This window comes from Rhizobium sp. WSM409, from assembly GCF_057653825.1.
The window spans coordinates 3,863,711-3,888,116 of the sequence record NZ_CM172794.1; the positions used below are offsets into that span (position 1 = coordinate 3,863,711).

Annotated in this window: 22 protein-coding genes; 10 read left to right on the forward strand and 12 right to left on the reverse strand. The window is 61.3% G+C overall.

Features of this window, described 5'->3' with window-relative positions:
- Positions 1-45 precede the first annotated feature (45 nt).
- The gene (locus AC25BC_RS19080; protein ID WP_012759088.1) at positions 46-1,071 is read right to left on the reverse strand and encodes a LacI family DNA-binding transcriptional regulator; all 1,026 of its coding nucleotides are present in this window, start codon (positions 1,069-1,071) and stop codon (positions 46-48) included.
- A gap of 95 nt (positions 1,072-1,166) precedes the next feature.
- Here AC25BC_RS19080 and AC25BC_RS19085 point away from each other — a divergent pair, with 95 nt between their 5' ends.
- The 3 genes from AC25BC_RS19085 (at position 1,167) to AC25BC_RS19095 (ending at position 4,545) form a co-directional block, all read left to right on the forward strand.
- Entirely contained in the window at positions 1,167-2,354 is a 1,188-nt protein-coding gene (locus tag AC25BC_RS19085; protein WP_012759089.1) for a phytanoyl-CoA dioxygenase family protein, read from the forward strand.
- A 92-nt stretch (positions 2,355-2,446) separates the two neighbouring features.
- On the forward strand, positions 2,447-3,268 hold the full coding sequence (locus AC25BC_RS19090) for an SDR family oxidoreductase (protein WP_128438558.1): 822 nt from the start codon (positions 2,447-2,449) through the stop codon (positions 3,266-3,268).
- 365 nt (positions 3,269-3,633) lie between these two features.
- Positions 3,634-4,545: an SMP-30/gluconolactonase/LRE family protein gene (locus AC25BC_RS19095; RefSeq protein ID WP_128438559.1), complete on the forward strand. Its 912-nt coding sequence runs from the start codon at positions 3,634-3,636 to the stop codon at positions 4,543-4,545.
- Between the two features lies 1 nt (position 4,546).
- Here AC25BC_RS19095 and AC25BC_RS19100 read toward each other — a convergent pair whose 3' ends face one another.
- The 5 genes from AC25BC_RS19100 to AC25BC_RS19120 form a co-directional block, all read right to left on the reverse strand.
- Entirely contained in the window at positions 4,547-5,296 is a 750-nt protein-coding gene (locus tag AC25BC_RS19100) for a ThuA domain-containing protein (RefSeq protein WP_012759092.1), read from the reverse strand.
- Between the two features lie 18 nt (positions 5,297-5,314).
- Positions 5,315-6,397 (reverse strand): ABC transporter ATP-binding protein, encoded by a 1,083-nt coding sequence (locus tag AC25BC_RS19105; protein ID WP_128438560.1) that lies wholly within the window; start codon positions 6,395-6,397, stop codon positions 5,315-5,317.
- Positions 6,398-6,416: 19 nt separating this feature from the next.
- Positions 6,417-7,328 carry a carbohydrate ABC transporter permease gene (locus AC25BC_RS19110; RefSeq protein ID WP_128438561.1) on the reverse strand — a complete coding sequence of 304 codons (912 nt, stop codon included), beginning with the start codon at positions 7,326-7,328 and terminating at the stop codon, positions 6,417-6,419.
- Position 7,329: 1 nt separating this feature from the next.
- On the reverse strand, positions 7,330-8,217 hold the full coding sequence (locus AC25BC_RS19115) for a carbohydrate ABC transporter permease (protein ID WP_012759095.1): 888 nt from the start codon (positions 8,215-8,217) through the stop codon (positions 7,330-7,332).
- A gap of 106 nt (positions 8,218-8,323) precedes the next feature.
- On the reverse strand, positions 8,324-9,616 hold the full coding sequence (locus AC25BC_RS19120; RefSeq protein WP_012759096.1) for an ABC transporter substrate-binding protein: 1,293 nt from the start codon (positions 9,614-9,616) through the stop codon (positions 8,324-8,326).
- A 202-nt stretch (positions 9,617-9,818) separates the two neighbouring features.
- On the opposite strand from AC25BC_RS19120, the gene AC25BC_RS19125 reads away from it, so the two are divergent.
- From AC25BC_RS19125 to AC25BC_RS19135, 3 genes are all read left to right on the forward strand, one after another.
- The gene (locus AC25BC_RS19125) at positions 9,819-10,826 is read left to right on the forward strand and encodes a Gfo/Idh/MocA family protein (RefSeq protein WP_128438562.1); all 1,008 of its coding nucleotides are present in this window, start codon (positions 9,819-9,821) and stop codon (positions 10,824-10,826) included.
- A 9-nt stretch (positions 10,827-10,835) separates the two neighbouring features.
- On the forward strand, positions 10,836-11,834 hold the full coding sequence (locus AC25BC_RS19130; protein WP_017995262.1) for a LacI family DNA-binding transcriptional regulator: 999 nt from the start codon (positions 10,836-10,838) through the stop codon (positions 11,832-11,834).
- Positions 11,835-12,037: 203 nt separating this feature from the next.
- Complete coding sequence (locus AC25BC_RS19135; protein ID WP_128438563.1) at positions 12,038-14,281, forward strand: glycoside hydrolase family 2 protein; 2,244 nt, start codon at positions 12,038-12,040, stop codon at positions 14,279-14,281.
- Between the two features lie 6 nt (positions 14,282-14,287).
- Here the strand turns inward: AC25BC_RS19135 and AC25BC_RS19140 are convergent, their stop codons facing one another.
- The 4 genes from AC25BC_RS19140 to AC25BC_RS19155 form a co-directional block, all read right to left on the reverse strand.
- Positions 14,288-15,403: an ABC transporter ATP-binding protein gene (locus AC25BC_RS19140; RefSeq protein WP_130666859.1), complete on the reverse strand. Its 1,116-nt coding sequence runs from the start codon at positions 15,401-15,403 to the stop codon at positions 14,288-14,290.
- A gap of 3 nt (positions 15,404-15,406) precedes the next feature.
- On the reverse strand, positions 15,407-16,351 hold the full coding sequence (locus AC25BC_RS19145) for a carbohydrate ABC transporter permease (protein ID WP_222052557.1): 945 nt from the start codon (positions 16,349-16,351) through the stop codon (positions 15,407-15,409).
- Positions 16,348-17,301, reverse strand: a complete 954-nt coding sequence (locus AC25BC_RS19150; RefSeq protein ID WP_064650833.1) for a carbohydrate ABC transporter permease — start codon at positions 17,299-17,301, stop codon at positions 16,348-16,350. Before AC25BC_RS19150 ends, AC25BC_RS19145 begins: the two co-directional genes overlap by 4 nt.
- A 149-nt stretch (positions 17,302-17,450) precedes the next feature.
- Positions 17,451-18,710, reverse strand: a complete 1,260-nt coding sequence (locus AC25BC_RS19155; protein ID WP_222059902.1) for an ABC transporter substrate-binding protein — start codon at positions 18,708-18,710, stop codon at positions 17,451-17,453.
- A gap of 307 nt (positions 18,711-19,017) precedes the next feature.
- Here AC25BC_RS19155 and AC25BC_RS19160 point away from each other — a divergent pair, with 307 nt between their 5' ends.
- The 4 genes from AC25BC_RS19160 to queE all read left to right on the forward strand — a co-directional run bounded on the left by AC25BC_RS19160 (position 19,018) and on the right by queE (position 22,036).
- A complete protein-coding gene (locus AC25BC_RS19160; RefSeq protein WP_012759102.1) occupies positions 19,018-20,070 on the forward strand; it encodes a LacI family transcriptional regulator in 1,053 nt (350 codons plus the stop codon).
- Positions 20,071-20,244: 174 nt separating this feature from the next.
- Positions 20,245-20,955, forward strand: a complete 711-nt coding sequence (queC, locus tag AC25BC_RS19165; protein WP_012759103.1) for a 7-cyano-7-deazaguanine synthase QueC — start codon at positions 20,245-20,247, stop codon at positions 20,953-20,955.
- Entirely contained in the window at positions 20,955-21,311 is a 357-nt protein-coding gene (gene queD, locus AC25BC_RS19170; RefSeq protein ID WP_012759104.1) for a 6-carboxytetrahydropterin synthase QueD, read from the forward strand. The genes queC and queD overlap by 1 nt, the downstream gene beginning before the upstream one ends.
- Entirely contained in the window at positions 21,308-22,036 is a 729-nt protein-coding gene (gene queE / locus AC25BC_RS19175) for a 7-carboxy-7-deazaguanine synthase QueE (protein WP_024323815.1), read from the forward strand. The genes queD and queE overlap by 4 nt, the downstream gene beginning before the upstream one ends.
- A gap of 18 nt (positions 22,037-22,054) precedes the next feature.
- Here the strand turns inward: queE and AC25BC_RS19180 are convergent, their stop codons facing one another.
- Positions 22,055-23,287, reverse strand: a complete 1,233-nt coding sequence (locus AC25BC_RS19180) for an adenylate/guanylate cyclase domain-containing protein (protein WP_128440370.1) — start codon at positions 23,285-23,287, stop codon at positions 22,055-22,057.
- A gap of 103 nt (positions 23,288-23,390) precedes the next feature.
- Positions 23,391-24,365, reverse strand: coding sequence for a class 1b ribonucleoside-diphosphate reductase subunit beta (nrdF, locus tag AC25BC_RS19185; protein ID WP_128440369.1), 975 nt, complete (start codon positions 24,363-24,365; stop codon positions 23,391-23,393).
- Positions 24,366-24,406 lie beyond the last annotated feature (41 nt).

A 24,406-nucleotide genomic window follows, 5' to 3' on the forward strand; every position in this document is an offset into this window, starting at 1 on the left:
TCAAAGCTGTAGCCCGAATTCGGCATCGAAGGAAAGCCAATTGGCTCAATCGGCCGCGGGCATATTGTAGGGCGTGACGATTTCGACTGATGAAAGCGAGGGCGTAACCGCGCGCGGCAAGGCAGTCGCGCGGCTCATGATCGCCCGGAAGGCCGAACGCGCATCGGTTCTGAGATCATGATGCAGCACGAAGCCGATCCGACGCGCCGCAAGCAGGGCGCGATTATCCGCGTCGAGATCATGGGCGACGAAAACGCGGACGGGGCGTTTGGCCGCGTCGAAGGCCGCAAGCACCGCCCGGTTGCCGCCGCCGATCGAATAGACGGCGTTGATGGTGGGATCGGCGGCAAGCGCTGCCGCGGCAAGCGTTCCCGTCGCAGCATCGGTGCCGTGCCCCTCGCTGATTTCGGTAATGCCGATGTCGGGATAACGGGCGCGGATGACGCGGCGAAAGCCGATTTCGCGCTCCTCCTCGCCACGGAAGCGTCCGCTCGACAGGGTCACCAGCACCTTGCCGCCGCCAGCCCCGAGAAATTCGCCGATCAGATAGGCGGCGGTCTCTCCCGCTGCCCGGTTGTCGGCGCCGGCATAGGCGATGCGGGCCGAATTCGGCAGGTCGGTCACCAGCGTCACGACCGGAATGCCGGTCGCATCCGCCCGCGCGACGGCGGCAGCCACCTCGGTGACGTCAGGCGCCTTGAGTACGATGCCGTGCGTGCCACGCAGCCGGATGCGATCGAGAAGCTGCGCCAGCTCGGCCGGCTTCATCACCTCGGCAAAATGGAAGCGACAGCGGAAGACGCCCGGCAGAAAGGTCGCCATCTCCGCCTCGAAGGCGGCGCGCACCGCATCGCTGAAACGCTGCGGTGTCTCCATGACGATATCGATCGCCAGCACCCGCCCGCTGCCCATCGCCCCGGCCTGCTGCTTCTCCAGCTCCGCGATCGCCGCCTTCACCCGCATCTCGGTCTGCCGGCGCACGCCCGGCCTGCCGTTCAGCACCCGGTCGACGGTCGCAGTGCTGAGCCCTGCCTGGAAGGCAATATCCTTGACGAGAAAGAGGTGTGCCATGCGATCGGTCTGATGGTTTTTTGATGGAGTTCTGATCTATATCACCTGGCATCGCGGCGTATAGTGCCTCCATTGGAAAGACGGAGGAGCCCACCATGAAAACCGACAACCAGCAGAAACTGCGCGCCGACCGCGTCTGGCTGAGCGAAGACGCATGCGATCTCGATGAGTTTCGCGCCCTTGCGGAAAAGACGACGGCACTTGCCGATTACCCCTCGGCGTCTGCGGTCGAAAAAAACGTGCTGATCTATGATAGCCGCAAGGTGATGACGACGGCCGCAACGCCAGAAGGCCGACGCGCCGTGCTGGCGGAAATCTGCGATGCCTTCGGCGAAGGTCCTGGTGTCGTCGTGTTCAAGCGCGCTTACGAAGACACCGGCATCATCGACCGCGCCAGCACGATCTTCGATGCGATCATCGAGGAACAGCACCGCACTTCGACCGGCGGCGGCGATCACTTCGCCAAGCCTGGTGCCAACGACCGTATCTGGAACTCGCTGGAAAAACATTGCCTCGCCGATCCGGCAAATTTCGCCGAATATTACGGCAACGCCATCATCGCGCTGGCCAGCGAAGCCTGGCTCGGCCCAAGCTACCAGATGACGGCGCAGGTCAACCGCGTCAATCCGGGCGGTTCGGCGCAGTCGGCGCATCGCGACTATCATCTCGGCTTTCAGTCCTCGAAGGTGATCGAACAATTCCCGGCGCATGTGCACCGGCTCTCGCCGGTGCTGACATTGCAGGGTGCGGTCGCCCATTGCGACATGCCTCTCGAAAGCGGCCCGACACTCTTCCTGCCGCACAGCCAGACCTATGTGCCGGGTTACCTCGCGCTGAAGCGGCAGGAGTTCCTGGATTATTTCGAGACCAACCATGTCCAGCTGCCGCTCGAAAAAGGCGACCTCGTCTTCTTCAATCCCGCCCTTTTCCATGCCGCCGGCACCAACCGCTCGGCCGACATCAAGCGCGTCGCCAACCTCCTGCAGGTCTCCTCCGCCTTCGGCCGGGCGATGGAAACCGTCAACCGCGAGAAGATGAGCGCCAGGCTGTTTCCCGCTTTGAAGGCCTTGCTGGGCAGGCTCTCGCCTGACGAAATCGCCAACGCCGTCGCCGCCTGCGCCGAGGGCTACTCCTTCCCGACCAACCTCGACCGCGACCCGCCGCTTGGCGGACTGGCGCCGAAAACACAAGCGCAACTGATGCATGAGGCGCTGAAGGAAGGCTGGAGCGATGAACTCTTTACGGCAGCACTTGCCGAGCAGGCGCAGAAGAAGCTGAGCTGATTTGGAGCTCGAGCCTGTTGCATCCGCACTGACATAAAAGCCTCCCGCACCCGCGGGAGGCCATTCGCACATCATCGCAATGGAGGAACCACATGAGCACAGACCACGGCCGCCTTGACGGCAAGATCGCCATCGTCACCGGCGGCACGCAAGGATTGGGCGCGACGATCGCCCGCCTCTTCGCCGAACGCGGTGCAAAAGGCATCGTCATCTGCGGCCGCAACGAAGCCAAGGGCAAGGCGAAGGCGGCGGAGATTTCGGCTGCGACCGGCGCCAGGATCGTCTACGTCAAGTCCGACCTCGGCAAGGTCGAGGATGCACAGAATGTCGTGCGCGCCTGCGACGAGACCTTCGGTCGTGTCGATGCGCTGGTCAATGCCGCCGCCATCACCGATCGCGGCACCATCCTCGACACAAGCCCGGAACTCTTCGACGCAATGTTCGCCGTCAATGTTCGCGCGCCGTTTTTCCTGATGCAGGAAGCGGTGAAGGTCATGCGCCGCGAAAAGATCGAGGGTACGATCGTCAACATCGGCTCGATGTCGGCCAAAGCCGGCCAGCCCTTCATCGCCGCCTATTGCGCCTCCAAGGGCGCGCTGGAAACGCTGACGAAGAACACCGCCTATGCGCTCCTGCGCAACCGCATCCGCGTCAATGGTCTGAACATCGGTTGGATGGCCTCTGAAGGCGAGGACCGCATTCAGCGCGAATATCACGGCGCACCGGCCGACTGGCTGGAGAAGGCGGCGGCAAGCCAGCCCTTCGGCCGTCTCGTCGATCCGCACGAGGTGGCGCGCGCCTGCGCTTACCTGTCGTCTTCCGAATCCGGCCTGATGACCGGCTCGGTCATCTGCTTCGACCAGTCGATCTGGGGCGCTTACGACGGCTCGCCGCATCCGGTCGCCGCCCTCTAGAGCCTTTCCTGGTCAGATTGCAGCATTCTGCCGGAGCAGGTTTTCGTCAGGGCAGAGGCGATTGGCGAAGGGCATACCTCTTGGTACGTCCGAGCCGATCGCCTCTGATCCTGGCGGAAAGATGCCCGGCCCTTCGGGTTGGCTGAAACGGGCCGGCTGATCGACCGGCCGGCTTGGCCGTAGAGCTTGGCTACGACGCGCGCCGGCCGGTCGATCATTCGACTCCGTTTGAGCCAACAGAATGCTTCAAGCTGATCAGGAAAGGCTATACGAAACCGGAGCCCGGCATTTCCATCGCCGGGCTCTGGCACCTCCAGCTTTTTGCCGCTAGGAAAAGAACGGCAGCATTCAGGGAGGAAACTGGCATGGGCGACAATCCGATTTATGAGATCCGCGACGAACGCTTCGGTGCAATGGTCATCGGCAGCGCCGGCCTCGAGGAGCTTTATTCCGGCTGCCGCTGGACGGAAGGCCCGGTCTGGTTTTCCGACCTGAACTGCCTTCTCTGGAGCGATATCCCGAATGAACGCATGATGCGCTGGACACCGGATGGGACGGTCTCCGTCTTCCGCTCACCCTCCAACTACGTCAATGGCAATACCCGCGACCGGCAGGGCCGGCTGGTCTCCTGCGAACATGGCGGCCGCCGTGTCACCCGCACCGAGACGGACGGCACCATCACCGTTCTCGCCGACAGCTATCAGGGCAAACGGCTGAACTCGCCGAACGACGTCGTCGTGCACTCCGACGGCGGGGTCTGGTTCACCGATCCGACCTACGGCATCCTGTCGGATTACGAGGGCCACAAGGCCGAACCCGAGCAGTCGACGCGCAATGTCTACCGGATCGACCCGGCAAGCGGCGCGATCGACGCCGTCGTCGAGGATTTCATCCAGCCGAACGGCCTTGCGTTCTCGCCCGATGAGACGAAGCTTTATATTGCCGATTCCGGCTCCGCAAAACATGAAGTGCCGCGCCATATCCGCGTTTTCGACGTCATCGACGGCAGGGCGCTTGCCGACAGCCGCTATTTCTGCAGCCTCGATGTCGGCCATCCCGACGGTTTTCGTTTCGATGTCGCCGGCAATCTCTGGACGAGTGCCTCCGACGGCGTGCACTGCTTTTCGCCCGACGGAACCCTGCTCGGCAAGATCAGGGTGCCGCAGACGGTGTCCAACCTCACCTTCGGCGGCCCCAAGAAAAACCGGCTCTTCATCACCGCGACACGTTCGGTCTATTCGATCTATATCAAGACGACCGGCGCACAATATCCATAGATCAGGCCTTCGCTTTGTCGGGACGCCCGTGCAGCGGCTCGGCGCGGTGCCAGTTTTCCAGAATGCGGCCATCGGTGTGTTTCTGCCGCGCCCAGCGGATGCCGTTCGAGATCACCTTATGCACGGTCTTGTCGTGATAGATCGGGTAGGTCTCGTGGCCGGGGCTGAAGAAGAAGATGCGCCCACGCCCGCGCTGGAAGGTGCAGCCGCTGCGGAACACCTCGCCGCCGGAATACCAGGAGATGAACACCAGCTCGTCCGGCTGCGGAATATCGAAGGGCTCGCCATACATTTCCGAGGCATTGACCTCGAAATAGGGCGGCAGCCCCTCGGCGATAGGATGCGAGGGATTGACCACCCAGACGCGCTCCAGGTCGCCATCAGGCGTCTCGCGCCAGGAAAGGTTGGCATTGGTGCCCATCAGCCGGCGGAAGAGCTTGGAATGATGGCCGGAATGCAGGACCAGCAGGCCCATGCCCTTCAGCACGCGCTGCTGCACGCGGTCGATCAGCCCGTCGCTGACCTCCTCATGCGCCATATGCCCCCACCAGAGCAGCACGTCGGTATCATTGAGCACGGAATCCGGCAGCCCTTCATCCGGATCGTCTAGCGTACCGCGGCGGACCTCGAAATCGGGGTGGGCGATACCGGCAGCGATCGCTCCGTCGATACGATCAGGATAGATATCCTGAACTTCCTTGTGGACCTGCTCGTGGCGCCCTTCGTTCCAGATCGTGACCTTGATTGTCATGTCATTCCTCGATGTGTTTCAAGCGGTTGCCGAACGGATTACCCGGCCGGCGGAATCAAACAGATGGCAACCGGCGCGCTCGGCAGTCAGCGACACACGATCGCCCGGCCGCACCGCGATATCGCCTTCGGCGCGTACGACGATCGGCTGCTGCTGCGAACCGACTGTCAGATAGGTCTCCACGCCCAAACGCTCGACGATGACGACCTCGGCCGAAAAATCACCCTGCCCTTGGGGTGCGAGCTTCAGATGTTCCGGCCGAATGCCGAGCTTCGCCTCGCCCTGCTGCACGGCGCCATTGCCGTCTGAAAGGTCGATGGAAAGGCCGAGCGGGCTTTCCAGATGCACCTTGCCGGCATCCCGGCGCGTCGCCGTCATCGGCAGCACGTTCATCTTTGGCGAGCCGATGAAGGTTGCGACAAATTCGTTGTCCGGCTGATGGTAGAGATCCATCGGCGCGCCCTGTTGAGCGACGACGCCCTTGTTCAGCACGACGATGCGGTCCGCCATCGTCATCGCCTCCACCTGGTCGTGGGTGACGTAGACGACCGTCGCCTTCAGCTCGCGGTGCAGGCGTTGCAGCTCGGCGCGCATCTGCACGCGCAGCGCCGAATCGAGGTTCGACAGCGGTTCGTCGAACAGGATCAGCGCCGGTTTCTTGATGATGGCGCGGCCGATCGCCACGCGCTGGCGCTGGCCGCCGGAAAGGGCGGCCGGGCGGCGGTCGAGGTAGTCGGTGAGCTGCAGGATTTCGGCGACACCTTCCACCTGCCGGCGGATTTCCGCCTCCGGCACCTTCTTCAGGCTGAGCGAGAAGCCAATGTTTTCGGCAACGCTCATATGCGGATAGAGCGCATAGGACTGGAACACCATGGCAATGCCGCGCTTATCGGGCGGCACGTCGTTGATGCGTGTGCCGTTAAGGATGAGGTCGCCCTCGTCGATGCCTTCGAGGCCGGCGATCATCCGCAGCAGCGTGGACTTGCCGCAGCCGGACGGGCCGACGAAGACCGCGAATTCGCCGTCTTCCACGGTAACGTCGACGCCCTTGATGACCTCGAGCGCACCGTAGAACTTGCGAACGTTTCTGAGATTGATCATCTGTTTCTCTTTCTTGATCTCAGCCCTTCACACCGCCCGAAAATGTCTGGACGAGGAAGCGCCGCGCAAAACCGAAGGCGACGACGGCGGGCAGCAGATAGATGAATGCCAGCGCGGTCAGCAGGCCGTAATCGATCTCGTTGATGCGCAGGAAGGCGCGGAAGAGACCGAGCGGCAGCGTCTGCAGCTCCGGCGACGACAGGAGGATCAGCGGCAGCAGGAAATCGCCCCAGGCCGACATGAAGGCGAAAAGCCCGGCCGCAGCCAGCCCCGGCAGCGCCAGCGGGATCAGCACCCGGCGGATGCGCTGGGTGAGTGTCGCCCCATCCATCAGCGCCGCCTCCTCGTAGTCCCTCGGCAGCCCATCGAAGAAGGTCTTCATGATCCAGAGCGCCAGCGGCAATTGCATTGTCGCAAGCACCAGGATCAGCCCAAGATACCCGTCGATGAAGCCAGTCCAGCGCATGATGTCACGCGTATAGCTGCCGAAGAACGGCCTGAGCACCGCCGCTTCCGCATTGTTCAACGTCAGCAGGAATTTATAGAGCGGCACGACCAGCGCCGTCGGCGGCAGCACCCGGATGAGCAGGATTGCGTAGAGGAAAGGCAGCTTCCACCAGGCCCGGGTGCGCGACAGCGCATAACCGCCGAGCCCCGAAAGCACCATGACGAGCAGCGTCGCGCTAGCGACCACGAAGAGCGAATTGAACAGCCACTTCGCCCCGTCTTCCTTCGTGAAGACTCTGATATAGTTGGCGAAGGTCCACTGCTCCGGCCAATGCAGGAAGAGCTGCGCATTGCCGTCGAGAGAGGCAAGCAGCACCCAGAAGAAAGGTACCGCGCAGAAGATCGAGATCAGCGACAGCGTCGCATAGGCGATGAGGTCGGACCGACCTTTGTTTGCAGTTTCGCTCGGGGAAACGACGGCCATGTCAGACCTCCACCTTCATGGCCCGGACATAGGCGATACCTAATATCAGTGAGATGACGAGCGCGACGACGGCGACCGCAGCACCATAGCCCAGCTGGAACGCCGTGAAGGACTGGTTGTAGATATAGATGCTGACGACCTCGGTCGCCCCGCCCGGCCCGCCGCGCGTCAGCGCATAGACGAGGCCGAAGACGGCGATGGTGGAGACGGCCGAGATCAGCATATAGAGCAGGATCGTCGGCATCATCAGCGGCAGGGTGATGCGTCGGAACATCTGCGACGGTGTCGCGCCGTCCATGCGGGCCGCCTCGTAGATCTCCGCTGGAATGGTGCTGAGGCCGGCCGTTAATAGGATCATCGCCGTTGCGATGCCGCGCCAGGTGTTGACGACAATGATCATCGACAGCGGGAAGACCTGCAGCCAGTCGGCCGGCGTGATGCCGAAGAAGCTGACGATGCGGCTGAGTGTGGCATTGTCGCCGCCCGCCAGCATCGAGATCCACATGAAACCGGCGACGACTTCAGGGGCCGCGTTCGGCAACAGGATGATCGACGAGAACACCCGCCGAAAGCGGATCGGCCGGCGCAGCGCAATTGCCGAGATCAGGCCGAGCACGAACTGGCCGATCACCGCCGAACCGATGACGAAGACGAAGGTGACGAACAGCGAATTCCAGAACTTCGCGTCGTTGAAGAGCCGCGTATAGTTCCTGAAACCGACGAAACGGGGCCGAAGGGCCGCAGCCCCGGTCAGCGCCTCATTGGTGAAGCTCAGATAGATCGAATAGAGGGCCGGATAGATGACGAAGGCCAGAAGCAGCACCAGCGAGGGCAGCAGGATCAGCAGCCATTGCCGCTCGGCGCGCTTTTCATGAGAGTTTCGGGCCATGGAAGCTCACAAACCTTATCGATGGAACCGGCTTATCGAATGAAAGCGGGAAGACGCGGGCGTTGGCGCCGCGTCCCCGTCGTGGCGGAAGAGAGGGTGCCGGAGCTTACTTGACCATGTCGTCGCCGAGCGTTTCCTTGACGTAGTCGACAAGGATCTTCTGGGCGCCGGCGGCATCGGTTTCCTTGCGCAGCAGCGCTTCGGTGGCCCGCGCGACCCCTTCCGAGACCGTACCGAAACCAGAGGCCTGCTTCAGGAACACGCCGTTCCCGGCCGCAGCATGGATCGGAACCAGTTCCGTCAGCTTCTGGAACTCGGCATTGTCAGCCGCATCCTTGCTGGCCGGGATGTTGCCGATGCGGGCGGCGTAGGAAACCTGCGTCTCGATCGAGCCGATCTCCATCAGCGCCTTGATTGCCAGTTCGGTATTGGCCGACTTGGAATTGACGGCCCACGGCGCAGCGAGATTGGCAAGCACATACTGGCCGCTGCTCTGGCCGGGAACCGTCCAGGTGCCGACCACCTTCGTCACGTCAGGGATCGGGTTCTTGCTTTCGCGACCCCAGTCGAAAATATAGCACCAGGAGCCGCAGGTAGTCGCGGCGAGCTTGCCTTCCGGGAACATCTGGTACTTCGGCACGACCCAGGGCTCGGGTCCGAGCAGCGGCTGCGTCGGCATCAGATCCTTGTCGATCAGTTCCTTGTAGACGTTGAAGACATCCTTGATGCCTTCGCCATTCAGATCGAGCTTGCCGTCGGCATCGACCAGCTGCGGCGTCTTGGAACCGACGAGCAGATGCTGGAAACCTTCGTCGAAGGCACCGCTTCCCCAGGAAACGCCGGCCGGAAAGAGTAGGCCGTAGGCGCCGGTCTTCTGCTTGATCTCGGCCGCGCGGTCGAGAAGTTCCTGCCAGGTCTTCGGCTGTTCGGTGGAGATGCCGGCTTTTTCGAGAACGTCCTTGCGGTAATAGATTTCCTGAATGCCGAGCATGAACGGCATCACATAGGTTTCACCATCCGGGCTGACGGCAAGCTCCTTGGCGACGTCATAGAGGTTGGCGTAGCCGTCCCAGGCCTTGAACTCCTTGGTAACAGGCGCGAGGTAACCGGCTTCCACCATGTCGGCGACCGCAGCCGTCGTCGGGATGGAGAACAGGTCGGGCGCGTTGCCGGCGCCGAGCTCGGTCAGGAGTTTCGTCAGGTAGTCCTTGTCGGGCGCCGGATATTCGATGACCTCGACGGTGACGCCATATTTCTTTTCGATCCGCTCGACCGTCGACTTCATCGCGTCGATGCCGGCCTGACCATGATTTGCAATTCGGATTGTTTCTGCCTGTGCCAGCGTCGAAACCGCGCTCAGCAGAATGGCGCATAGGCCGCCAAGAACCATTTTCTTCAACGGAAGTCCTCCCTTTTGTAGAGACACGGCGCCCTCCAGCACCGGTCGTGAAAATGTACACGCATTCCGAATGCTGACAAGACGGTTTTTGAAAAGATTCGATAGTTAGCTTTAATATACTGATATTACTTATTTATTTAGATATTGCCATCGCCATACCGTTTGTGTAATCGTGTGCACAATGTATTCAGGGAGGAATTTCATGTCTGAGAAATTGCGCCTCGGCGTCATCGGCGCTGGCTTGAAGGCGGCGGAATATGCCGAGAGCTGGGTCAAGATGCCGGAGATCGAATTCGCTGCTCTCGCCGACACCACGGCGGCGTCGCGCCAGCGCCTGATCGACGTCTGCCTCGCCGCCGGCGCACCAGAACCGAGGAGCTTCGAGGGTTATCGCCAGATGCTCGCGGAATGTCGGGACGAACTCGACATCGTCTACGTCTCAACCCCGCATGCCTTCCATGCCGAGCAGGCAACTGCCGTCGCCGAGGCTGGCCTCGATCTCTTCCTGGAAAAGCCGATGGTGACGACGGTTGCTGAGGCCGAGAGGCTGATCGCCGCACAGAAAAATAGCGGCGTCACCATCGTCACCGCCTTCCAGGGCGGCCTGTCGCCGCTGGTGCTCGACACGCGCCGGCGGGCCCTCACCGGCGAATTCGGCGAGTTGATCGCCATATCGGGCATGATCTGGGAAAGCTGGTCGTCCAATTACGACGGCCATTGGAAGCAGCAGCCTGACATCTCCGGCGGCGGCTTCATGTTCGATACCGGCGCCCATATGATGAACACCGTCTGCCTGCTCGCCAATTCGGACTTCGACAGTGTGTCCGCCTATATGAACAACCACGGCAGACAGGTCGATATCACCACGGCCGTCTCCGCCCGGCTGAAGAACGGCGCGCTGGCGACATTGACGGCCGCCGGCGAAGGACCTCCGGGCTGCGCTTCCTACATCACCTTCTTCTATTCGAAGGCGATCGTGCGCATCGACGCCTGGGGTGGCTGGCGCGAGATCAGTATCGGGCGGACCGCCGAGCCGCGCGAGGAAGCCGAGATTCTCGGCAACCCGATGAAGAATTTCCTCGCCATTCGCGAGGGAAAGATGGAAAACTCCGGCTCCGTTGAAATGGGCCTCAGATTCGCTAGGCTATGGGATGCAATCAAGGAATCGGCAGCGGCCGACGGCGCTTCCGTCAGGATCGTCGCCCAATAGGCGCTGAAGATGAGCGGAATGAACAGACGGCGGATCACTTCGAAGGAACTGGCGAAACTCGCCGGCGTCTCTTCCGCCACCATTTCCCGCGCCTTCTCGCCGGATTCGCGCATCGGCAGCGCCACGCGCGACCGCATCCTCGCCGTCGCCCGTGAACATGGCTACCAGCCGAACGCGATCGCCCGCTCGCTGAACAACCAGCGCTCGCGGCTCGTCGCCCTCGTCGTCAATGCGATCGGCAACCCTTGCGAGGCTGAGGAGCAACAGCTTCTCGTCCACCGCCTGCAGGCCAGACAATTGCTGCCGATCATCCTCTGCTGCGCCGATCATTCCGACCGGCTGCAACTGATGCGCCTTGCATCCACCTATCAGGTCGATCACGTCGTCGTCTTCTCCGACATGGTGTCGATGCAAGATGCGGTCGACATCTTCCACACGACGAAGCCGATCATCGTCTCCTTCGAGCCGCTCGACAACGAAAACGTCTCCAGCATCCGCATCGACGGCGCTGAGGCGGCCGACGAGATCATCGATAAGATCGTCCGCGACGGCAAGAAGCGTTTTGCCTACCTTTCCGGCACCAATTCAAGCTGGATCGACAAGCTCCGGCGAAAATGGTTCGTCGATGCGCTAGCCAAGCGCGGACTTGCTTTCGAGGCACAGGCCTTCGGTGACTACTCCTATGATTCCGGCTTCAAGGAAGCCGTGCTCCTGCTGCACCGGGATAAGGTCGACGCCATCATCTGCGGCAACGACGTCATGGCGATCGGCGCACGTGATGCGGCCCGCCGGGTGCTCGGCAAGAACACCCCTGATGATATCGCCATCGTCGGCCAGGACGGCATCGCCATGGCTGCCTGGGATTGCAACGACCTGACCACACTGAGCCTGAACCACGTCGCCTTCATCGATGCCGTCGTCGAATTGATCGAACGGCATGACGCCGAGATCGAAGGCCCGCACAGCATCACGCTCACCTGCACCGCCCGCTGGGGCTCGACCGCCTGAAGCATGTTGCCTGGAAGTGCACAGCGGTTGCGGGGTGACGACATGCATGAAAAAAGCTAAAGCGCGTCGCATGAATCGAATTCGCTGTGACGTATTTTAGCGGCTCGCTCATCCATTGCGTCCAGGAGGAATACCGATGACCAGATTTTCACGCGCCGAGAGGCGCCGCAATGTCCCTGATGTCGTAACCTGGAGAGCCTGAAATGCGTTCCGTCGTTTCCTTCAACGAAGGCTGGAGTTTCCATGAGGGCTTCGGCCAGCGTTTGCTCGAAGCTTTCGATGCCGCCAAGTCGGTCAGCCTGCCGCATACCGCCGTCGAACTGCCCTTCAGCTATTTCGACGAGACCAGCTATCAGCGCGCCTTCACCTATCAGAAGGTGCTGCGCTGGCTGCCGGAATTCGAGGGCCGCGAGGTTTCGCTCGTCTTCGATGCCGCCATGGCCGACAGCGTCGTCTATCTGAACGGCGAAGAAATCATTGCCCATAAGGACGGATACACGCCCTTCGAGGCCCGCCTCACCGGCAAGCTCGTCAAGGGCGAGAACCTCGTCACCGTCAAGATCGACGGCAGCGAGAACCCTGACATTCCGCCTTTCGGCGGCCGCATCGATTATCTGACCTATGCCGGCATCTACCGCGATGTCTGGCTGAAGGTCACCGACCCGGTCTCGATCCGCAATCTCAAGATCGAAACCACTGACGTTCTTCGCCCGGAGAAATCGGCGACCATCCGCGTCGACATCGCCAATCCCGAGGGCCGCAGCTTCTCGGCGACCGTCACTGCCACGCTGAAACAGGCCGACGGCACGGTGGTCGCCACTGCCGCGACCGAAACGATCGGCAGCCGCACCACGCTCTCCTTTGGCGGCCTCACCGGCATCGCCCTCTGGGACATCACCGATCCCACGCTCTATGACGTCACCGTCGAGCTCAGGACCGAACACGGCTCCGACCGTATTTCCACCCGGTTCGGCTTCCGCACCGCCGAATTCACGCCGGAAGGTTTCCTCCTCAACGGCAAGCCATTGAAGCTGCGCGGCCTCAACCGCCACCAGGCCTTCCCTTATGTCGGTTATGCCGCCGGCCGCTCTGCCCAGGAGCGTGACGCCGACATCATGAAGACGGTGCTGAAGTGCAATATTGTCCGCACTTCGCATTATCCGCAGTCGAAATGGTTCCTCGATCGATGCGACGCAATCGGCCTGCTGGTTTTCGAGGAGATCCCCGGCTGGCAGCATATCGGCGATGCCGACTGGCAGCAGGAATCGATCGAGAACGTCCGCCGCATGATTGAGCGCGACTGGAACCACCCCTCGATCATCATCTGGGGCGTGCGCATCAACGAATCGCAGGATAATCACGATTTCTACGCCAAGACCAATCGCCTCGCCCGTGAACTCGACAGTACCCGCCAGACCGGCGGCGTGCGTTATCTCACCGAGAGCGAGCTGCTCGAAGACGTCTACACGATGAACGACTTCATCCTCGGCAATGAAGAGCTGCCGGGCGCCAACCGACCGCGCACCGCCCTGCGCGCCCAGCAGGAAAATACCGGACTATCGCACAAGGTGCCGTACCTGATCACCGAGTTCAACGGCCACATGCACCCGACGAAGATCTATGACCAGGAGCAGCGCCAGGCCGAGCATGTGCGCCGGCACCTGGAAGTGCTGAATGCCGCCCATGGCGATCCTGATATCTCCGGCGCCATCGGCTGGTGCATGTTCGATTACAACACCCACAAGGATTTCGGCTCCGGCGACCGCATCTGCTATCACGGCGTCATGGACATGTTCCGCGAGCCGAAATTCGCGGCCTATGCCTATATCAGCCAGTGCGACCCTTCCGAGGAGATCGTCATGAAGCCGGTGACCTTCTGGGCGCGCGGCGAACGCAATATCGGCGGCGTGCTGCCGCTGATCATCCTGACCAATTGCGACGAGGTGGAACTGCAATATGGCGGGCTTTCCAAGCGCATCGGTCCGGATCGCGAGAACTACCCGCATCTGCCGCACCCGCCCGTCGTGCTCGACCATCGGCACTTTACCGCCGATGAGCTCGGCACCTGGGGTCTCGAATGGATCGACGGCACCTTCACCGGCTATATCGGCGGCGAGCCGGTGGCCAGCCTGACGCTGGTGGCCGATCCGTTGCCGACGACCCTGGAAGTCGTTGCCGACAGCTCGACGCTGAAGGCCCGTGAACGCGACAGCACGCGGGTCATCATCCGCGCCCTCGACCAGCGCGGCCAGCGCCTGCCTTTCTTGAACGACAGCATTTCGCTGAAGGTTCACGGCCCGGCTAGGATCGTCGGCCCGACCAATGTCCCGCTGCAGGGCGGCACCGCCGGTTTCTGGCTGGAGGCGACCGGGTTCACCGGCGAGATCACCGTCGAAGCGGTTTCCACGCGTTTTGCGCCGGTGACGCTCGGCGTAACGGCTGCCTGACGGTCGTCATGCGATCCGCGCCTGTGTTTCCGGATCGAAGAAGACGGCCTTGTCGAGATTGAATGCTAGGCGGGTGTTTTGTCCTGGCGCGATGCCGGTATCGGCGCGCAGGCGGGCGACGACGGATTTGCCGCCGAGCTTGGTGACGGCGAAGGTGTCGGAGCCGGCCGGTTCGACCACCTCGATCAGGCAATCGCCCTCGGTCAGCGAGCGCGCCTTGCGGTCGGCGCCATCGGGATCGGTCAAGGCCTCCGGGCGGATGCCGAAGATCACCTGTCTGCCGGTATAGGCGGTCAGTCCGTCATTGCCTGAGATAACAGGCAGTCGGAGCGGGGCGGCATTCGGCCGCTCCAGCGAGACTTCGAGGCCGCCGGCGCCGTTCTCGACGGTGGCGTTGAGCAGGTTCATCGCCGGCGATCCCATGAAGTCGGCGACGAAGATGTTGGAAGGGCTGTTATAGATCTCGGCCGGCGTGCCGAACTGCTGCAGCACGCCGTCCTTCAGCACGGCGATCTTGGTCGCCAGCGTCATCGCCTCGATCTGGTCGTGGGTGACATAGACGAAGGTGGTGCCCATGCGCTGATGCAGCCGCTTGATCTCGGTGCGCATGTCGACGCGCAGCTTGGCATCGAGATTGGAGAGCGGTTCGTCGAACAGGAAGACCTGCGGATTGCGCACCAGCGCTCTCCCCATGGCGACACGCTGGCGCTGGCCGCCGGAGAGCTGGCTCGGCTTGCGGTCGAGCAGATGGCCGATCTGCAGCATGTCGGAGACCTGGGCAATCGCCTTGGCGCGCTCCTCCTTCGGCACGCCGCGGATCTCCATGCCGAAGGCGATGTTGCCCGCCACCGTCATGTTCGGATAGAGCGCATAGGACTGGAACACCATGGCGATGTCGCGCTTGGAGGGATGCAGGCCGCTGATGTCGCGCCCGTCGATCTTGATATCGCCGGAGGTGATCGTCTCCAGCCCGGCAATGGTGTTGAGCAGGGTGGACTTGCCGCAGCCGGACGGGCCGACCAGCACGAGAAAGCCGCCCTTTTCGAGTTCGAGGTCGATCCCCTTGAGAATGTCGACGGCGCCGAAGCGCTTTTTGAGACCGGAGATTTCGAGGAAGGCCATGGATTACCCTTTGACAGCGCCCGCCATCAGACCGCGCACGAAGTAGCGGCCGGCGAGGATATAGACGATGAGCGTCGGCACGGCGGCGATCATCGCAGCCGCCATGTTGACATTGTATTCGACGACGCCCGTCGAGGTGTTGACGACATTGTTCAGCGCCACCGTCATCGGCATGGTGTCACCGGTGCCGGCGTAAGCCGAGGCAAACAGGAAGTCGTTCCAGATATTGGTGAACTGGTAGATCACCGTGACGACGATGATCGGCAGCGAGTTCGGCAGCATGATGCGGCGGAAGATCTGGAAGAAGCTGGCGCCATCGACCTGGGCGGCGCGGACGAGCTCGGTCGGAAAGGCCTCGTAGAAATTGCGGAAGAACAGCGTCGTAAAGCCCAAGCCATAGACGACATGCACGAAGACCAGATTGACCGTCGGATTGCCGAAGCCGAAGCTCAAACCCGTGGCGTTCTGCAGCGTCATGCCGAAGCGGCCGAGGCTGCCGAGGATCGTTGCCATCGGCAGCAGCACCGACTGGAACGGAATGAAGCAGGCAAACAGCATCAGCCCGAACACCAGCGTGTGGCCGGGAAAGCGCCATTTGGTCAGGACATAGCCGTTCAGCGCCCCCATGATGGTGGAGATCGCCACCGCCGGCACCACCATCTTGATCGAGTTCCAGAAGTAGCCCTTGATGCCGGCGCAGGTCAGCCCGACGCAGGTCTCGCCCCAGGCCTTGATCCAGGGGTCGAAGGTCGGCGATTGCGGCAGCGCCAGCATGTTGCCGTTCTGGATCTCGTCCATGGTCTTGAGCGAGGTCGTCAGCATGACGAAGAGCGGCATCAGGTAGAGGACGGCGAAGATCAGCAGCAGGCCGTAGATGACGGTGCGGCCGATCCAGCGGGTGTTGGTGCTGTTCTGCGAGATTGCTGTCGGAGAGGTCACGCTGCTCATCGCGCCTTCTCCTTCAGTTCGGAATAGAGATAGGGAACGATGATCGCCGAGATCGTCATCAGCATGATGATGGCGCTGGCCGAGCCGACGGCCATCTCGTTGCGCTTGAAGGTGTATTCATACATGAAGTTGGACGGCAGCCAGGCCGAGCCGCCGGGGCCGCCGGAGGTCAGCGCCACCACCAGGTCATAGGACTTGATCGCCATATGGGCGAGCACGATGAAGGCGGAGAGAAAGATCGGCCGCAGCAGCGGAATGACGATGCGCCGATAGAGCTGGAAGGCAGACGCGCCATCGATCTGGGCGGCCTTCATGATCTCGCCGTCGATGCCGCGCAGGCCCGCCAGGAACATCGCCATGACGAAGCCGGACGCCTGCCAGACGCCGGCGATGACGACGGTGTAGATGACGAAGTCCTTGTTCTTGATCCAGTCGAAGTGGAAGCTCGTCCAGCCGAAGTGGTGCAGCGTCTGTTCCAGCCCGAGGCCGGGATCGAGGAACCATTTCCAGGCAACGCCTGTCACAATGAAGGAGAGCGCCATCGGATAGAGGAAGATTGGCCGCAACACGCTCTCACCGCGGATCTTCTGGTCGAGCAGGATGGCGAGGAAGAGGCCGAGCGCCAGGCAGATGCCGACATAGAGGAAGCCGAAGATCGCCATGTTGGTGATCGAGGTATACCAGGAAGACGGCGGATCGCTCTCGAAGGTCCAGCGCCACAGCCGCTGATAGGCGCGTGCTCCGGTCAGCGCATAGGAGGGAAAGGTCTTGGAATTGGTAAACGACAGATAGGCCGTCCAGACGATGAAGCCGTAGACGAAGATGATGGTGATGACGAAGCTCGGCGCCAGCACGATCTTCGGCAGCGCATCCTGCAGCCGGCCCCTCAACGAGATCCCCGTCGATTGCCTCGGCGTTAGAACCGGATCGGTGGTCGCAACGGTGCTCATGGAATGTCATCTCCTGCCTGCAATCGGCCCTGCATGATCGGCTCTGGATCGGGCATGATTGTCCGCGCATGATCATGCCTGCATGATCGGCGCGGAGCCTGAAGCTTCCCCGCCAGCAGGGCGGGGAAGCATTGTCATCACACGTGGTCTCAGCGAGCGTCGTCGATCGCCTGGACGAGCTGCTTGACGGCTTCGTCGGAGGTCTTGATCTGGCCGTGGACGAACTTCGAGACGACATCCTTATAGGCATTGGCGATGGCCGGCGGAGCGCCGTACCCTTGCGCCAGCGAGCCGAACAGCGTGCCGCCTTCGTTCGCTGCCTTCAGGTCAGCAATACCCTTCTTGCCGCAGGCGTCGAAGTCGGTATCGGGAACGTCGGTACGAGCCGGCACCGAACCCTTGACGACGTTGAAGGCCGACTGGAAGCTCTTCGACAGCGTTGCAGTGGCCAATGCCACCTGGGCCGCCTTGCGGTCATCAGGGACGTTGAACATACCGAACATGTCGGAGTTGTAGACCACGCTGCCGTCGGTGCCGGGGAAGCGGTAGCACAGGAAGTCGGTATCAGGCGTCTTCTTGGCGGCGACGAATTCGCCCTTGGCCCAGTCGCCCATCACCTGCACCAGCGCATCACCCTTGATGACCATGGCGGTCGCGAGATTCCAGTCGCGGCCCGAGAAGTTCGGGTCGACATATTTGATGATCGTGGCCAGATTATCGAACGACTTCTTCATCGTGTCGGACTTCAGCGATTCATCGTCGAGGTCGTTGAAGGCCTTCTTGTAGAACTCCGGCCCGCCGGTCGACAGCACGATGGAATCGAACATCGTCGCCTCCTGCCAGTTCTGACCACCGAGCGCCAGCGGGATGACGCCGGCGGCCTTGGCCTTGTCGAGCAGCGCGATCAGCTCGTCGAAGGTCTTCGGCTGAGTGCCGCCGATCTTGTCCATCACAGCCTTATTGATCCACAGCCAGTTGACCGAGTGGACGTTGACGGGGGCAGCAACCCACTTGCCGTCATAGACCGAGAACTTCTGCAGCGCTGCCGGAACCGACTTGTCCCAGCCTTCCTTCTTCGCCGTCTCGGTCAGATCGCCCATGACCCCGGCCTGAGCATAATCGAGCACGGTATAGCCCAGCATCTGCGAGGCTGTCGGATAGGTGCCGGCCGCAACCATCGCCTTCAGCGCCGTCATCGCCGCATCGCCGCCACCGCCGGCAACCGGCACATCCTTCCAGGCAAAACCTTCCTTCGAAAGATCCTGCTTCAAGACGTTCAGCGCCGCCGCCTCGCCACCAGACGTCCACCAGTGCAGCATCTGCACTTCCTTCACGTCAGCGCCGTGGGCAGCACTGAGGCCAGCCATCATCACGACAGCAACAGCTGCCGAGCTCAAAAACTTGTTCATGAATTTCCTCCCGTTTGCAAATCGGCGGCGGGACCTCCCTGCCGCCCGATGCTTCCCGCCATTGCAGCGGTCAGCATACGGCCGCGCTCCTCCGCGCGGTTGCTAATTTAAAACGTTATAAATCTTTGGTCGTCAAGCCCTTTCTCGACTCCCGAGAAAAATATGGTTATTTCACTAAGCTACTGAATACAATTCATATTAAATCTATGGCTAACAAAACGCTAAAATTTAAAACGTTTCCATTCGTCGATTGCGCGCCCGATTCATCGTGTTATGGTATCGGCAATTCCAGCATGGAAAGCCAAGGGTGACCGAACCGTCCCGGCCGCAACGCGGCGAAAATCTCGATATCACGCATAAGCGCGGCAAGCCGACCTTGCGAACGATCGCCACGATCGCCGGCCTTGCGGTGACGACAGTGTCACGGGCGCTTTCGGATGCGCCGCAGATTTCACTCGAGACCCGCCAACGCGTGCATCGCATCGCCCGCGAAATCGGCTATCTCCCTGACCGGGCTGCGCAGCGCCTGAAGACAGGCCGCACCAACGTCATCGCCATACTGCTCGATTCGCACGAGGAAGTGGTCGGTTTCAGCACCTCGATCATGTACGGCATCGCCAAGGCGCTGAAGGAGACCTCATACCATCTGGTCGTCGCCCCGAACTTCCTGTCGACGACCGATATCGAGGCCGCCGAATATATCATCCGCAACCACCTCGCCGACGGGCTGATCTTCACGCGCACCGAACCGCTCGATGCGCGCGTCCGCCTGCTGCTCGAAACCGGCTTTCCCTTCATCTGTCATGGCCGCACTGAATTTTCGACGCCGCACCCCTATGTCGACTACGACAATTTCACCTTTGCCTATGAGGCGGCGCGCCGGCTGATCGCCAAAGGCCGCAGAAAGGTGGCGGTGATCCTGCCGCCGAAGCGGCTGACCTTCTGCCAGCATATCCTGCACGGCTTCATGACGGCGGTGCGGGAGGCAGGCATCGCCTATGAGGTTCCCGAGGCGGTCGATCTCGATACACCGGCAGACGTGCTGCGTGACTTCATCCGCAGCCGCGCCGCCGCGCCAGATGCTCCGGATGGCTTCATCTGTCCCGGCGAAGTTTCGGCGCTCGCCGTCATCAGCGGCATGAGCGATGCCGGCCGCATACTGGCGGTCGATTACGATATCGTCGCCAAGGAGACGTCCCGCCTTCTCACCCAGCTGCAGCCGAAGGTCGACACGATCCACGAGGACCTGACGGCGGCCGGCGAGGATTTGGGACGCATGCTGCTGCAGCGCATCAACAATCCGGATGCCGAGGATCTGCAACTCCTGCTGCCGCCGCAGATCAACTTTCCGATCGGTTAGACGACCTCGGGTTGACATCAAACCTCGAAGCTACGAAAACCGGCGTGAAATCAACGTCATCTCATCCCTTAATGACGCTGACGCTTCAAAACTGTTTCTATGGCGCGTGATTTGTCCTAGAAGCACCGCGCAATCCGGTCGCAGCCCACCCGGTCAAAACAAGGGATCCAAAATATGAAAACCATCGTTGTCTGCTCCGGCGGACTGGACTCCGTTACGCTTGCCCACAAGGTAGCAGCGGAACAACAGCTTATCGGTCTCGTATCCTTCGACTACGGCCAACGGCATCGCAAGGAACTCGACTTCGCCGCCAGATGTGCCTCACGCCTCGCCGTTCCCTATCATATTATCGACATCGCCAGCATCGGCGGTCATCTCAGCGGATCGGCCCTGACCGACAATGTCGAGGTTCCGGATGGCCACTACGCCGAGGAGACCATGAAAGCCACCGTCGTGCCCAACCGCAATGCGATCATGCTGGCAATCGCGTTCGGTTTGGCGGCCGCGCAAAAAGCAGATGCCGTTGCCGTCGCTGTGCATGGCGGCGACCACTTCATTTATCCGGACTGCCGGCCGGGCTTCATCGATGCCTTCCAGCATATGCAAAACGAAGCGCTGGACGGTTATGCCAACGTGAAACTGCTTGCACCCTATGTCGACGCTTCCAAAGCGGCGATCGTGGTTGACGGCGAAAAACACGGCACGCCGTTCTCGGAGACCTGGTCCTGCTACAAGGGCGGCGAGCTCCACTGCGGGCGCTGCGGAACCTGCGTGGAACGCCGTGAAGCTTTCCATCTTGCCGGCGTCCCCGATCCCACGGAATACGAAGACCAGGATTTCTGGAGAGCGGCCGTGTCGCGATACTCGGCCACGGAGGTGCATTGATGTACCGCATCACCAAGGAGTTTCATCTCTCCGCCTCCCATCAATTGGATCACCTGCCTGCCGACCATCAATGTGCTCGGCTCCACGGTCACAACTACGTCGTCGTCGTCGAGCTGGCTGCGGAAAGCCTGAATGATGATGGCTTCGTCCGTGACTATCACGACCTCTCGCCGCTCAAGCGCTACATCGACGAAACTTTCGACCATCGTCACCTGAACGACGTCTTCGGCCATTCAAAAGTCACCTCCGAGTTCCTGGCGAGGCACTTCTACGACTGGTGCAAGCAGCACTTCCCGGAAACATCGTCCGTTCGCGTAAGCGAGACGCCGAAAACCTGGGCGGAGTACAGGCCGTGAGCGCCGGGACCATTCGCGTCAGCGAGATCTTTGGCCCGACCATACAGGGTGAAGGCGCCTTGATCGGGCTGCCGACGGTGTTCGTGAGGACAGGCGGCTGTGACTACCGGTGTTCCTGGTGCGACAGCCTTCACGCCGTCGATAGCGCCTTCCGGGATCAATGGATTCCCATGTCCACGGAGGCGATCTGGCACGAGATCATGAAGCTCTCCGGTGGAAAACCACTGACGGTTTCCCTTTCCGGAGGCAATCCGGCGATACAGCCCCTAAGGCCGCTTATCGAGCTTGGCCATTCGCAAGGATATCGTTTTGCCCTGGAAACACAGGGAAGCGTAGCCCAGGCCTGGTTTCGCGATCTCGACGTCCTGGTCGTGAGCCCCAAACCGCCATCAAGCGGAATGCTGACGGATTGGGATCAGGTGGATAACTGCCTTCAACTGGCCGCCGGCGGACCGGAGGTCGCATTGAAGATTGTCGTCTTCGACGATGCCGACTACGAATTCGCCGAACAGGCGGGTCAGCGCTATCCCCAAATTCCGTTGTTCCTTCAGCCAGGCAATCATACGCCGCCGCCGCCCGATAACGATGACGCGCGCATTGATATCGACGGCGTGATGGATCGGATGCACTGGCTTGTCGAAAGGGTGACGGCCGACCAATGGTTTGAAGTCCGCGTACTACCGCAATTGCACGTGCTGCTCTGGGGAAACAAGCGAGGCGTATGAGCCTGCCTGCGTTGAAAATTATGCAGCGACGCGCTCCGGAAAGGCGAAAACATCGACGGGCTCTCCAAGCCCGCGCAGCGGGAAGGTGCCGAGACTATCCATGTCCTTCGCGCAGCCCGCCATTTCGACAAAGGCCCGCGACAAGAGCACCGGACGCTTGACCTCCTTGGTCAGGGTTTCCAGTCGCGAGGCGACATTGACCGCCGGGCCAATGACGGTGAAATCCAGCCGCCGGCGCGAGCCGATATTGCCGTACATGACGTCGCCGACATGCACGCCGACGCCGTAGCGCAACGGTTCGCGTCCGTTGCCCGCATACTGCTCGTTCAATTGCGCCATCAACGCCTGCCCTTCGCGGATCGCCTGCAGCAGATCGAGGCAGGCGGTTTCCTTGGCTAACGGGAAGATCGCCAGCAATCCGTCACCCATGAACTTCAGGATCTCTCCGCCATGCCGCTCGATCGGATCTGACATGGCGTCGAAATAATCGTTGAGCAGATGGATGACATCGTCACGCGGCCAGAGATCGGAGATCGCCGTAAAGTCGCGCAAGTCGCAGATCATGATTGCCGCCCCGACGGTCGCGCCGCTGCCGCGCGTCGTGACGCCCGACAGGATCTGTTCGCTCGCATGCGGTCCGACATAGGTCTGCAGCAGCGTGCGCGCCATGATGTTCTTCAGCCGGATTTCGCTGACGAGGGTCAATGCCGGCAGCAGGTCGCGCAGGAAATCGACATGCTCGCTCGTAAAACCGCCCGGCCGGCTGGTCGAAAATGTCGCGACATGCCGTTTGCCGAAAGTATGCTCGAGCGGCCAGGCGATATACTCCGTGAGGCCGTCATCGCGCAGTTCCTGATAGAATGAATCCTCGTCGCCGTCGGCTGTGCCCTCCAGCTGTCTACGCACCTCCTCCGAACCCTGATGGATCGCGTTGACGGGACTCTTCAGGAACTCCGGCGTGTTTTCGACACCATAGGCGAAAGTGTTGATCTTCGCCTCCGCCAGGCCTTCCTTCCAGAGGATGCGGGCGCCGATCCATTGCGGATGGTTCGTCCTGAAATGCAACGTCGCCCGCGCCACCGGCACTCCTGCCGCCAGCAGCTTCTCGCACATGTCCACCAGGATATTGTCGATGAACCGCTCGCCGCGCGTCTCGTTCACCAGCCAGTCGAGAATCCGTCTTCTGCGGATCGGCCAGACGCCTTCGCCCGCCTCGACGACAGTCCCGGCCTTGTTCGAAATGGATTGCATCAAAAACTCCCGCTACGCCACATCATTGGCGAGGACCGAATTTATTTCCGCTGAATGTGGGCGATGAGGGAGCAAATGATAAGAGGCAGACTGCGATCAAGACTCAGAAATCCCAGTCCTCGTCCTCGGTCGCCACCGCCTTGCCGATGACATAGGAGGAGCCGGAGCCGGAGAAGAAGTCGTGGTTCTCGTCGGCATTCGGCGAAAGCGCCGACAGGATCGCCGGATTGACCTTGCAGGCTTCAGCCGGGAACAGCGCCTCGTAGCCAAGGTTCATCAGCGCCTTATTGGCATTGTAGTGCAGGAATTTCTTGACGTCCTCGGTCAGCCCGACGCCGTCATACAGCGCTTCGGTATATTTCGCCTCGTTGTCGTAGAGTTCGAGCAGCAGTTCGAAGGCGAAATCCTTGATCTCCTGCTTCCGCTCGTCGCCGAGCCGCTCCAACCCGCGCTGGAACTTGTAGCCGATATAATAGCCGTGCACCGCCTCGTCGCGGATAATCAGCCGGATCATGTCGGCCGTGTTGGTGAGCTTGGCGCGGCTCGACCAGTACATCGGCAGGTAGAAGCCCGAATAAAAGAGGAAGCTTTCGAGGAAGACGCTCGCGACCTTCTTCTTCAGAGGATCGCCGGAGCGATACTGCTCCATGATCAACGCCGATTTCCGCTGCAGGAACTCGTTCTCTTCCGACCAGCGATAGGCATCGTCGACATCGGGCGTCGAGCACAGGGTCGAGAAGATCGAGGAATAGGAGCGCGCATGCACCGCCTCCATGAAGGAGACGTTGGAAAGCACCGCCTCCTCATGCGGCGTTACCGCATCCTCCATCAGCCGGATGGAACCGACACCGTTCTGGATCGTATCGAGCAGCGTCAACCCGGTGAAGACGCGGATGGTCAACTGCTGCTCGGCCGCCGTCAGCGTTGCCCAGGAGGGAATGTCGTTGGAAAGCGGCACCTTTTCCGGCAGCCAGAAATTGCCGGTGAGCCGGTTCCAGACTTCGAGATCCTTATCGTCCTCGATGCGGTTCCAGTTGACGGCGCGCACGCGGGAAGCGGGTTTGATTTGCATGTTCATCGGGTGGTCCTTTTCGGGCGCCAGAATCTGCATGGCGAAGG